General features: G+C 56.8%; 9 protein-coding genes and 1 pseudogene. 4 read left to right on the top strand and 6 right to left on the bottom strand.

The annotated features are described in order from the left end of the window. Nucleotides 1-189: 189 nt before the first annotated feature. Nucleotides 190-1,881 (bottom strand): long-chain-fatty-acid--CoA ligase FadD1, encoded by a 1,692-nt coding sequence (gene fadD1 / locus RHM65_RS12145; RefSeq protein ID WP_322185179.1) that lies wholly within the window; start codon nucleotides 1,879-1,881, stop codon nucleotides 190-192. A gap of 336 nt (nucleotides 1,882-2,217) precedes the next feature. After that, nucleotides 2,218-3,906 (bottom strand): long-chain-fatty-acid--CoA ligase FadD2, encoded by a 1,689-nt coding sequence (gene fadD2, locus RHM65_RS12140; protein ID WP_322185177.1) that lies wholly within the window; start codon nucleotides 3,904-3,906, stop codon nucleotides 2,218-2,220. A gap of 201 nt (nucleotides 3,907-4,107) precedes the next feature. On the opposite strand from fadD2, the gene RHM65_RS12135 reads away from it, so the two are divergent. Both RHM65_RS12135 and RHM65_RS12130 read left to right on the top strand, forming a co-directional pair. Continuing rightward, a complete protein-coding gene (locus tag RHM65_RS12135) occupies nucleotides 4,108-5,052 on the top strand; it encodes an alpha/beta hydrolase (protein ID WP_322185175.1) in 945 nt (314 codons plus the stop codon). A gap of 57 nt (nucleotides 5,053-5,109) precedes the next feature. Then, the gene (locus RHM65_RS12130; RefSeq protein ID WP_299828133.1) at nucleotides 5,110-5,580 is read left to right on the top strand and encodes a MaoC family dehydratase; all 471 of its coding nucleotides are present in this window, start codon (nucleotides 5,110-5,112) and stop codon (nucleotides 5,578-5,580) included. 217 nt (nucleotides 5,581-5,797) lie between these two features. Here the strand turns inward: RHM65_RS12130 and ccoM are convergent, their stop codons facing one another. The 3 genes from ccoM to RHM65_RS12115 form a co-directional block, all read right to left on the bottom strand. Next, nucleotides 5,798-5,908 carry a cytochrome c oxidase subunit CcoM gene (gene ccoM, locus RHM65_RS12125; protein ID WP_322165740.1) on the bottom strand — a complete coding sequence of 37 codons (111 nt, stop codon included), beginning with the start codon at nucleotides 5,906-5,908 and terminating at the stop codon, nucleotides 5,798-5,800. A gap of 154 nt (nucleotides 5,909-6,062) precedes the next feature. After that, nucleotides 6,063-6,224 (bottom strand): hypothetical protein, encoded by a 162-nt coding sequence (locus tag RHM65_RS12120; protein WP_322165741.1) that lies wholly within the window; start codon nucleotides 6,222-6,224, stop codon nucleotides 6,063-6,065. A gap of 130 nt (nucleotides 6,225-6,354) precedes the next feature. Beyond that, on the bottom strand, nucleotides 6,355-6,690 hold the full coding sequence (locus RHM65_RS12115) for an aspartate-semialdehyde dehydrogenase (protein ID WP_322165742.1): 336 nt from the start codon (nucleotides 6,688-6,690) through the stop codon (nucleotides 6,355-6,357). 214 nt (nucleotides 6,691-6,904) lie between these two features. Here RHM65_RS12115 and rapA point away from each other — a divergent pair, with 214 nt between their 5' ends. Then, nucleotides 6,905-9,751 carry an RNA polymerase-associated protein RapA gene (gene rapA, locus RHM65_RS12110; RefSeq protein ID WP_322165743.1) on the top strand — a complete coding sequence of 949 codons (2,847 nt, stop codon included), beginning with the start codon at nucleotides 6,905-6,907 and terminating at the stop codon, nucleotides 9,749-9,751. Nucleotides 9,752-9,872: 121 nt separating this feature from the next. Here the strand turns inward: rapA and RHM65_RS12105 are convergent, their stop codons facing one another. Beyond that, nucleotides 9,873-11,219 (bottom strand): MFS transporter, encoded by a 1,347-nt coding sequence (locus RHM65_RS12105; protein WP_322185173.1) that lies wholly within the window; start codon nucleotides 11,217-11,219, stop codon nucleotides 9,873-9,875. Between the two features lie 273 nt (nucleotides 11,220-11,492). On the opposite strand from RHM65_RS12105, the pseudogene RHM65_RS12100 reads away from it, so the two are divergent. After that, a pseudogene (locus RHM65_RS12100) lies at nucleotides 11,493-11,792 on the top strand (hypothetical protein); the annotation flags it as partial. Nucleotides 11,793-11,889 lie beyond the last annotated feature (97 nt).

Below are 11,889 nucleotides of genomic sequence, written 5' to 3'. Positions count from 1 at the left end.
TTGCCCGCGATCGGCTGCGCAGCAGTCGTAAAATCAGCGAATGGGTTCTTTCAGGCGAAACCGACACAGCCCAGTGGGACCGCTTCGCGCTCCATCGCGAACAAGTTCGCTCCTACAGATTCGTGGCGTCGCCCATTCTAAAACAACCAAGCCCCGCATTGGCGGGGCTTGGTGTATAGCGTTTAGACTTTACTTGGCCAGACCCAACTTTTTCAGTTCTTCAGCACGCAACTCGCGTCGCAGGATCTTGCCGACGTTGGTGGTCGGTAACGCATCACGAAACTCCAGCATTCTCGGCACTTTGTAAGCCGTGACGTTGGCGCGCATATGCTCCGTGACCTGTTCTTTGGTCAGGTTCATGCCCGGTTTGACGACAATGAAAATCTTGATCGCCTCACCCGATTTTTCGTCAGGGATACCGATGGCGGCGCACTGCAGGACGCCGGGCAGTACCGCCAGTACGTCTTCCAATTCGTTGGGGTAGACGTTGAAACCGGAGATCAGAATCATGTCTTTTTTGCGATCGACAATGCGCAGGTAGCCATCCGGTTGGATGATCGCGATGTCGCCGGTTTTCAACCAGCCGTCAGCGTCGAGCATTTCTTCCGTGGCTTCTTTGCGCTGCCAGTAGCCCTTCATCACTTGCGGGCCTTTAACGCAAAGCTCACCGGTGGCGCCCAGTGCCAGCTCGTTACCAGCGTCGTCGATCACCTTACACAGGGTCGATGGCACAGGGATGCCAATGGTGCCGATCTGGATTTTTTGAATCGGATTGACCGTCGCCACCGGGCTGGTTTCAGTCATGCCGTAACCTTCGCAAATCTCGCAACCGGTCACTTCCTTCCAACGTTCAGCCGCCGCGGATTGCAGGGCCATGCCCCCGGACAACGTGACTTTCAACGCGGAGAAATCCAGTTTGCGAAACTCTTCGTTCTGACACAGGGCCACGAATAAGGTGTTCAGGCCGACAAAGCCGCTGAACTTCCACTTCGACAGCTCCTTGACCATCGCCGACAGATCCCGCGGGTTGCTGATCAGGATGTTGTGATTGCCAATCAGCATCATCGCCATGCAATGGAAGGTGAACGCATAGATGTGATACAGCGGAAGTGGCGTGATCAGAATCTCGCAACCTTCGTTGAGGTTCGAGCCCATCAGTGCCTTGCATTGCAGCATGTTCGCAATAAGGTTGCGGTGCGTCAGCATCGCGCCCTTGGCCACACCAGTAGTGCCGCCGGTGTATTGCAGCACCGCAACATCGTTACTGGAAGGTGAGGCGTCTTTAACCGGCAGGCCACGACCTTTGCTCAGCACATCGTTGAACTTGATCGCCTTGGGCAAGTGGTACGCCGGGACCATTTTCCTGACGTACTTGATCACGCAATTGATCAGCAGACGTTTGATTGGCGGCAACAGGTCGGCCACTTCGGTGATGATGACGTGTTCGATTTTGGTCTTGGGCAGTACGGTCTCGGCCAAATGAGCCATGTTCGCCAGACACACCAAAGCCTTGGCGCCAGAGTCATTGAACTGGTGCTCCATCTCCCGCGCGGTGTAAAGCGGGTTGGTGTTAACCACGATCAAGCCGGCGCGGATGGCTCCGAACACAGCGATCGGGTATTGCAACAAATTGGGCAGTTGCAACGCGATACGATCACCGGGCTGTAGCGTGGTGTGCTGCTGCAAATAAGCGGCAAACGCACCGGACAATTCGTACAGCTCACCGTACGTGATCGTCTTGCCCAAATTGCTGAAAGCGGGTTTGTTGGCGAAACGCTGGCAGGACTGTTTCAACACCGCCTGGATATTTGGGTACTCATCAGGATTGATCTCGGCAGCAATGCCAGACGGGTATTTATCCTTCCAAAAATTTTCGATCATGGAAGCCGACTCCTCAGCGAGCGAATTCTACACACCGCTTTAATGCGGTGATTTTTTGTTTGGTTTACAGGCTTTTTTCGCTTACCGATTGGTCAAAAAGCGGGCCGAGAGTACCAGCTTTGCCAGAGGCCGCCTAGAGCCAAAAGAGGCCCGCACGGTCATAAAAATGACCGAATAAGTTAGTCCGGTCATTTTTAGAGCAACCATACACCATGGTAAGACAAAGGATTGCAGAGCTTAAAAATAGATCATCGTGCAACACGCTGCTCCCAAGAACATCCTCATCCTGTGGCAGCAGCAGGCGCGCAAGCGAATGCTTTGGCGCGGACGGTTGAATCAGGCGATGTCCCGCAGTTCGCGGCGCAGGATCTTTCCTACTGGCGTCATCGGCAATGATTCACGCAGCACTATTTGCTTCGGTACTTTATAACCGGTGAAATTTTCTTTGCAGTAGGCTTTTAGCTCTTCAAGACTGACGCCCATCTCCCGCGCCACCACGAACAACTTCACCGCTTCGCCCGTGCGGTCATCCGGGACACCGATGACTGCGCAGCTCGCCACTTTCGGGTGGGCCATCACCACGTCTTCGATTTCGTTAGGGTAAACGTTGAAGCCCGAAACAATGATCATGTCTTTTTTGCGATCAACGATGCGCACAAACCCGTCCGGGTCGATGACGGCGATGTCACCGGTTTTTAACCAACCTTGGGCGTCCAGCACTTCGGCGGTGGCGTCGGCACGGTGCCAATAGCCCATCATCACCTGCGGGCCTTTGATGCACAGTTCGCCGCGCTCGCCCAAGTCCAATTCATTACCGATGTCATCGATAACTTTAAACGCAGTGCCAGGTACGGGAATCCCGACCGTTCCCAACCGCGCTTGGTCACCATAGGGGTTGGTGGAAGCAACCGGGGAGGTTTCGGTCAGACCGTAACCTTCGACGATCCCGCACCCGGTCAATTGCTGCCAGCGTTCGGCGGTGGCCTTGACCAGCGCCGTTCCCCCAGAGTTGGTCAGCTTCAGGCTGGAGAAGTCCAGGCTTTTGAAGTCTGGGTGATCCATCAACGCCACGAACAGCGTATTGAGCCCGATCAATGCCGAGAAACGCCACTTCTTCAGCTCTTTGATAAAACCGCCGATGTCTCGCGGATTGGTGATCAGCACGTTGTGATTGCCGGTGACCATCATGCACATGCAGTTCGCGGTGAAGGCATAGATGTGATAAAGCGGCAGCGGCGCAATCATCACCTCTTGACCTTCCTTGAACATCGGTGCGCCGTCTGGCCCGTGCTGCAAGAAGCAGGCATGCACCTGCTGCATGTTGGCGACCAAATTGCCGTGGCTGAGCATTGCGCCTTTTGGCAGACCGGTAGTGCCGCCGGTGTACTGCAACACAGCGATGTCGTCGAGGCTGAGTTTGACCCCTTGCAACGGGTGACCACGCCCTAGCTTCAATACACTTTTGAAGGGGATAGCCTGGGGCAGATCAAACGCCGGGACCATCTTCTTGACCTTATCGACGACGGTATTGACCAACCAGCCTTTAGCCGCCGATTGCATATCGCCCATCTTCACTTCGATCAGGTACTGAATGTCGGTATCGGGCAGCACTTCCTGCACCAACTTGCCAAAGATATTCAGGTAAACCAGCGCCCGGGCGCCCGAGTCTTTGAACTGAAGGCGCATTTCACGGGCGGTATAGAGCGGATTGGTGTTAACCACAATCAGCCCAGCACGCAGCGCCCCGAATACGGCGATGGGGTATTGCAGCAGGTTGGGCATTTGCACGGCGATGCGATCCCCAGGCTGCAAATCAGTCTGCTGTTGCAGGTAAGCGGTGAAGGCGGCCGAGTGGCGCTCCAACTCGGCGTACGTCAGAGTGACCCCCATATTGCTGAAGGCCGGCCGGTCTGCAAACTTTTTGCAGCACCGCTCGAAAACCTCGACGACCGATCTGTAGGCGTTGAGGTCTATCTCAGGCAGCACGCCGGCGGGGCGTTTATCGTTCCAGAAATCAGGATGCATTGTTTTTATGTCCTCTTACCTGAGTATGTCTGGCCCGCCGTATTCAAGCGCGGGGCTTGCCGGACGTTAGCAGCTAAAGCCAACAAGGCAAATAGTAGGCGGCGCGTCATCAACCGCGTGAATCTTGCAGGTGATCGGACTGCGATTTGTCCATAAGCCTACACTGATCAACACCTGTCACTCGGGGCACAAGGAATCGCCATGAACCGCACTGCTTTCTGGCTTGACGCCAGTGACCACAGCCGACTCTATATCAATCACTGGCAACCGACGATCACCCCCAAGGCGGTGGTGATGCTGTCCCACGGCATGGCTGAGCACAGCGGCCGTTACGCGCGTTTCGGTGAGGCATTAAGCGCCGAGGGATTCGCGCTCTACGCGCCGGATCAGCGCGGCCACGGTGAAACAGCCGCCCACGGCACGCTGGGCCACTACGCCGATGAGCAGGGCTGGAGCAAAGTGGTCGGCGATTTGGCTAGCCTGAGCCAATACATTCGGCAAAAACACCCGTCGGTGCCGATCTTCCTGATGGGCCACAGCATGGGCAGTTACATTGCCCAGGCCTATTTGCTGCACCATAGCGCCAGCCTGCAGGGCGCGATTCTCAGTGGGTCGAATTTTCAGCCGGTTACGCTTTATCGCAGCGCCAGCATGATTGCCCGCATGGAGCGCTGGCGCCAAGGCGGCACAGGGCGCAGTGCCCTGATCGAATGGTTGTCATTTGGCGCATTCAACAAGAAATTCAAGCCTGCACGTACAGCCTTTGATTGGTTGAGCCGCGACCCGGTTGAAGTTGATCTCTACATGAACGATCCGTTGTGTGGCTTTCGCTGCACCAACCAGCTCTGGATCGACATGCTGGCGGGCCTGCAACAAATCAGCAAGCCGGCGAACCTCGCGCAAATCGACCCGAACCTGCCGTTGCTAATAATCGGTGGCGAATGTGATCCGGTGAGCGAGGGTAAGCGTCTCAAAGACCTTGCCAATGCTATGAGGCAATCGGGCAATCAAGGGTTGCAGCTGAAGGTTTACCCTCAGGCGCGCCACGAACTGCTCAATGAAACCAACCGAGACGAAGTCACTCGTGATCTACTCGCGTGGCTCAATGAAGCTTTGACCAGCCCTCGACCACCGCACGTTGAGTAAATCGAGCCTCATGCTGTTGATACGTTGATCACCACTAACACGCCACAGGATCAGTTTATGACTCAAGTTACCAACACCCCGTACGAAGCGCTTGAGGTCGGCCAGACCGCCAGCTACAGCAAAACCGTCGAGGAGCGCGACATCCAACTGTTTGCTGCTATGTCAGGCGATCACAACCCGGTGCACCTCGACCCTGAGTTTGCCGCGCAAACCATGTTCAAAGAGCGTATCGCCCACGGGATGTTCAGTGGCGCGTTGATCAGTGCCGCTGTAGCTTGCGAACTGCCTGGCCCCGGCACTATTTATATTGGCCAGCAAATGAGTTTTCAAAAGCCGGTGAAGATTGGCGACACACTGACGGTGCGCCTGGAGATCCTGGAAAAACTGCCAAAATTTCGCGTACGCATTGCGACTCGCGTGTTCAACCAGCGTGATGAGTTGGTGGTAGACGGCGAAGCCGAGATCCTCGCGCCCCGCAAACAGCAGACGGTCACATTACCGACGCTGCCAGCCATTACCATTGGTTGATTAGCGCTATGTACTGACACCTGTGCAGGCTGTGCAGCCTGCGTGGGACCGAATTTATTCGGGAAGAATACGACGCGGTTTGTCAGGCCAATAGCGTCACGGCGTTCGCGAATGAATTCGCTCCCACAAAACACTTTCACTTTTCAGCAAACGAAAAAAAGGCGACCGAAGTCGCCCAAAGTGCCTTGCGTGCTCGTGTACCAGACCGACCCCAGCGTTATTTACGCTTTTTTGAATCATTCCAGATAAATAGTCCAAACCCTACGAAGAACAGCACCATCAGGCTGACGGTACACACCCCCGCTACAACCACATTATCGAGAAACATAACCGCCCTCCCTGATGAACTCTGTTCGATAGAGCTAGGTTAACCAAGGTGTCTGGGGGTGAAGTTGACGCAGATCAATGGCGACCACGACAGGCTAAGGCGCCCAGCGAATAACTGATCTGCATCAAAAAACGGGGGGTGGGGACAGGAGCAATCAAGGCTTTTTTGGTTTGCCTTTGGGCTTTTTCTTGCCTTTGCCCATCGGCAACGCTTGTTCAAAAGCCTGACGGACTTCATTTAAACGTTTGTCGTTCAGGTCGTGGGTACGCTTGGCGCGCTCGGCGCCCAGGTCGATCAATTTATCGTCTTCGCTCATGGCCTATACGTCGTGAACACGGGAGTGCTGACAATAATGCGTGCAGACGGCGGCTGTGACTAGCAATGAACAGCGTTGTTGCGAGACAAAATGTTGAGGGCGGCTGGACAGCGCCATTTTGCTGAATGGATCAGACCTCCACGTCCACCCACAACCCCTGCCTCGGCTCATCATCAATCAACGGCACGACCGGCACGGTGTTGTCAGCATTCAACAAATTGCCGGGTTCTGCGAAATGGTCTTCTGGATCATCAGGCTCGCCGTGGCGGCGTTTTTCCTGACGACGCCGCTGCTCTTCTCGCAGCATCATCGCGCTTTGTTCGGGGTCGCGATTGCGTAGATCAATGGTGCTTTCGTTGGAGGGCGGCTGCACCGGCACCACAGGCGGAATATCAGGCCGTTGCTTGACCGGGTCGAGCTGCGAGGTCACGGGGACGACGCTCAGCGGAAGCATGGGTGGCAGCATGAATTTGATCTCCTGTGGCAGGCTGTCGGCTGCCGGTTCGTCGACTTGAGCCACCGGGCACGAAAGTTTCGACTATGGTCTTGCCAGCAAGTGCCCGGCACCGCCTGCTCAACGGCACTTAGCCAATGAATACAGCCGTTTTGACAGTGCCCTTTGGTTTGAGTGGCATGATCCGTTAATATAGTCGGCTTTTTCACGGCGGGAGTCAGGCAGCATGGCGCAGCAGTATCAACCGGGGCAACGCTGGATTAGTGACAGCGAAGCTGAGCTGGGTTTAGGCACCGTTCTGGCGCAGGACGGCCGCTTGTTAACCGTGCTCTATCCGGCCACTGGCGATACTCGCCAGTACGCGCTGCGTAACGCACCGCTCACTCGCGTACGCTTTTCGCCAGGCGATACGATCACCCACTTCGAAAACTGGAAAATGACCGTACGCGAAGTCGACGATGTCGATGGCCTGCTGGTCTATCACGGTCTCAACGCCCAGAACGAAGCCGTTACGCTGCCGGAAACCCAGCTGTCGAACTTCATTCAGTTCCGCCTGGCCACTGATCGCCTGTTTGCCGGGCAAATCGATCCGCTGCCGTGGTTCTCCCTGCGTTACCACACGCTGGAACACACCAGCCGTCAATTACAGTCGTCACTGTGGGGCTTGGGCGGCGTTCGTGCGCAACCCATCGCGCACCAACTGCACATCGCCCGCGAAGTCGCTGACCGCATCGCCCCTCGGGTACTGCTGGCCGACGAAGTAGGCTTGGGTAAAACCATCGAAGCCGGCTTGGTGATCCACCGTCAGTTGCTGTCGGGCCGGGCCAATCGGGTATTGATTCTGGTGCCGGAAAACCTCCAGCACCAATGGCTGGTGGAGATGCGCCGCCGTTTCAACCTGCAAGTGGCGCTGTTCGACGCCGAGCGTTTTATCGAAAGCGATGCCAGCAACCCGTTTGAAGACACCCAGCTGGCGCTGGTTGCACTGGAATGGCTGGTCGAAGACGAAAAAGCCCAGGACGCGCTGTTTGCGGCGGGCTGGGATTTGCTCGTGGTCGACGAAGCGCATCACTTGGTGTGGCACGAAGAACAAGCCAGCCCGGAATACTCGTTGGTCGAACAGCTTGCTGAAGTCATTCCGGGCGTGTTGCTGTTGACCGCGACCCCGGAACAACTCGGTCAAGACAGCCACTTCGCCCGTCTGCGCCTGCTGGACCCAAACCGTTTCCATGACTTGCACGCGTTCCGTGCCGAGAGCGAAAACTATCGCCCGGTGGCTGAAGCTGTTCAGGAGTTGCTGGATAAGGGCCGCCTTTCACCCCAAGCGCACAAGACCATTCACGGTTTCCTTGGTGATGCCGGCGAAGCGTTGTTGGCTGCCGTCAACGATGGCGACACCGATGCCAGCGCACGACTGATTCGCGAACTGCTCGATCGTCACGGCACAGGCCGCGTGTTGTTCCGTAATACGCGTGCCGCAGTACAAGGTTTCCCCGAGCGCAAACTGCACCCGTATGCCCTGCCCTGCCCGGTTGAATACCTGGAGTTGCCGGTTGGCGAACATCCCGACCTGTACCCGGAAGTCAGCTTCCAATCGCAGCCCGACCTCGCCGAAGAACAACGCTGGTGGCGCTTCGACCCCCGTGTTGATTGGCTGATTGACACGTTGAAGATGCTCAAGCGCGTCAAAGTGCTGGTGATCTGTGCCCACGCCGAAACCGCGATGGACCTGGAAGACGCCTTGCGCGTGCGCTCAGGCATCCCGGCGACCGTGTTCCACGAAGGCATGAACATTCTGGAGCGTGACCGCGCCGCCGCCTATTTCGCGGATGAAGAGTTCGGCGCGCAAGTGCTGATCTGCTCAGAAATCGGCAGTGAAGGCCGCAACTTCCAGTTCGCTCACCACTTGGTACTGTTCGATCTGCCGGCACACCCGGATTTGCTGGAACAACGCATTGGGCGTCTGGACCGAATCGGCCAGAAACATATCATCGAGCTGCACGTTCCTTATCTGGAAACCAGTCCACAACAGCGCCTGTTCCAGTGGTATCACGAGGCGCTTAACGCGTTCCTTAATACCTGTCCCACCGGCAACGCCCTGCAACACCGCTTCGGTCCGCGTCTGCTGCCGCTGCTGGAAAGTGGCGACGACACTGAGTGGCAAGCACTGGTCGACGAAGCCCGGGAAGAACGTGTTCGTCTCGAAAGCGAACTGCACAGCGGCCGCGACCGCTTGCTGGAGTTGAACTCCGGCGGTGCGGGCGAAGGCGAAGCGCTGGTCGAAGACATTCTTGAGCAAGACGACCAATTCGCGTTGCCGATCTACATGGAAACCCTGTTCGATGCGTTCGGCATCGACAGCGAAGACCATTCGGAAAACGCACTGATCCTGCGCCCTAGCGAAAAGATGCTCGATGCCAGCTTCCCGTTGGGCGACGACGAAGGCGTGACCATCACCTACGACCGCAACCAAGCGCTCGCCCGTGAAGACATGCAGTTCATCACGTGGGAACACCCGATGGTTCAGGGTGGCATGGACCTGGTGCTGTCCGGCTCCATGGGCAACACCGCCGTGGCCTTGATCAAGAACAAAGCGCTGAAACCCGGCACCGTGTTACTTGAGCTGTTGTACGTCAGTGAAGTGGTCGCGCCGCGTTCATTGCAGTTGGGTCGTTATCTTCCGCCGGCAGCGCTGCGCTGCCTGTTGGACGCAAACGGCAACGACCTGTCGGGCCGCGTCTCGTTCGTGACCCTGAACGAACAACTGGAAAGCGTGCCCCGTGCCAGCGCCAACAAGTTCATCCAGTCGCAACGGGATGTGCTTAATCCACAGATCAACGCCGGCGAAGCCAGAATCGCGCCGAAACACGCTGAACGCGTAGCCGAAGCGCAACGTCGTCTGGCGGCAGATACCGACGAAGAGCTGGCGCGCTTAACCGCATTGCAAGCGGTCAACCCGACCGTGCGCGACAGCGAGTTGATCGCCCTGCGTAAACAGCGCGAACAAGGCTTGGCGATGCTCGACAAAGCCGCTCTGCGACTGGAAGCGATTCGGGTGTTGGTCGCGGGGTAATGGACGAAGCGGTGTGCCCGACACACCGCTTTCCCGAATGAATTCGGTCCCACAGGGAATTCAGCGTCATGCTGAAATTCTGTGGGAGCGAATTCATTCGCGAATGGCCTGACGCGGTGGATCAGGCCGTCACCGCAGGCATCAGCGGCTCATTCGCAGCCATTCCCGCCTTCATCCGCTCGGCATCCTTGGCGAAGCTGCGGGACGCTTGAAGCAAGAACAACAGGGTCAGGAACAACGCCACCGGAATCAGCAGCATTGCGTCGTGCAGGCCGTCGGCCTTGAACACTTCGGTCATTTGCCCAACACCCGCTGCGGCCATCGCTGCATGGGAGAAGTAGTCGGACAACAACCCGACGACCACCGGCCCCAGCCCCCCGCCCAGTAGATACAGCCCAGCGAAGAATACCGCCATGGCGGTCGCGCGCAAACGCGGCTCCACCACATCCTGGATCGCGGTATAGACGCAGGTATAAAAGTTGTAGGAAAACAGCCAGCCCACACTGAAGACGCCAATGAACAGGCCGATTTCAATTCGCCCGGCATGCAATGCGTAACCGGTGGTTGCCGTCGACACAATCAAACTGAGCGCCGCGAATATCAAACGCCCACTGGCATAACGCTGGTGAACCTTGTCCGCGATCCAGCCGCCGAGGGTCAGGCCTATCAAGCCGGTCACACCGACAATCAATCCCGTCGCCACAGCCGCTTGCTGCAACGGCAACAAAAAGTAGCGTTGCAGCATCGGCACCATGAACGAATTGCAGGCGTAGGTGGCGAAGTTGAAGCTAAGCCCCGCCAAGACCAGCCAACCAAAGGTTGGAATCGCCAACACCCGACGGATCGGCTTGTCGATTTTTTCCTGAGAGATGCGCACGCTTTCGGCGGCGCCACGCTGGGGTTCTCGGATAAAAAACATGAAAATTGCCAGCAGCAAACCCGGTACTGCCGCAATGAAGAACGGCGCGCGCCACGAGTCGAACGCCTTGACCATCGCCCCCGTGGTAAAAAACGCCAACAACAACCCCAACGGCAGGCCGAGCATGAAAATCCCCATGGCCCGAGCACGGCGATGGGCCGGGAATAAATCGCCGATCAGTGAGTTAGCCGCCGGTGCATAACTGGCTTCGCCGATGCCGATCCCCATGCGCACCGCCAGGAACCCCCAAAAGCTGCCGACCAAGCCATTGGCCGCCGTCAGACCACTCCAAACCGCCAGGCCCCAGCCCATCAATTTACGACGCGAGCCGGTATCGGCCATGCGACCTAGTGGCAGTCCGGCAATGGCATAAACGATGGTGAACGCAGTGCCAATGATTCCGATCTGAAAGTCGCTGAGGCTCCATTCCAACCGAATCGGCTCGATGATAATGGCGGGGATCGCACGGTCGTAGAAGTTGAACAAATTTGCCAGGAACAACAGGAACAGAATGCGCCAGGCATTCTCCGCTTGGGTCGAGTTCTGCATGGGGTCCGTCTCTTTTATTGTTATTCGGTGTCCTGTGCACTCGAATGAGAACCCTCGCGCAAACGCCGGATTTCGTCGAGCCTGGATGCTCAATCTAGAACTCGCCAGGAAATCTGTCTTTAAACATTCGTTACGCTGATAACAGGTGATCGACGTTGGTTACATGGGCTGTGTCCGCAAGCTCGTGACGCGCTGTAAAAGTCGTCATTTCTTACTCCGCGATGGCGCGGCAACCTCAGTCGTGCGGCCATCCACTCCAGCATATGGCTAACGATGACTCATAAAAACGATATGGCCAGCGCGGCCTCAGGGTTACTGTTAACCGCTCCTAGCGCTCCGGCCATCCGCAGCGCTTACAGCCCCCAGCCGATGCCCGCGCACCAGGATCTGTACTTTACCGAGACCGACACCGACACCGATCGCATCCTCGACAATCTCGACGGCCTGCGTGACATCGTGTTCGCGCTTTCGGCTCATGTCGAAGACCCAGAAGAACTAGGTCGCGACCAACAGTTTCCATCAGTGTGCCTGATAGGTTTGGGTCGCTGTGGCTCGAACATTGCGTTGGACGTTGATTCCCCGCGACAGCGTTAAAAAGGCAGTCAAATACCTGAGAGAAATTTACCGTCACCGGATTGGTAAGACCAAAGTCATCTCGCTCAATCAGCAC

Source organism: Pseudomonas sp. CCI4.2 (assembly GCF_034350045.1).
Lineage (GTDB): Bacteria > Pseudomonadota > Gammaproteobacteria > Pseudomonadales > Pseudomonadaceae > Aquipseudomonas.
Note: the sequence above shows the minus strand (reverse complement) of the source record. Positions and strands in the feature narration are given on the sequence as shown.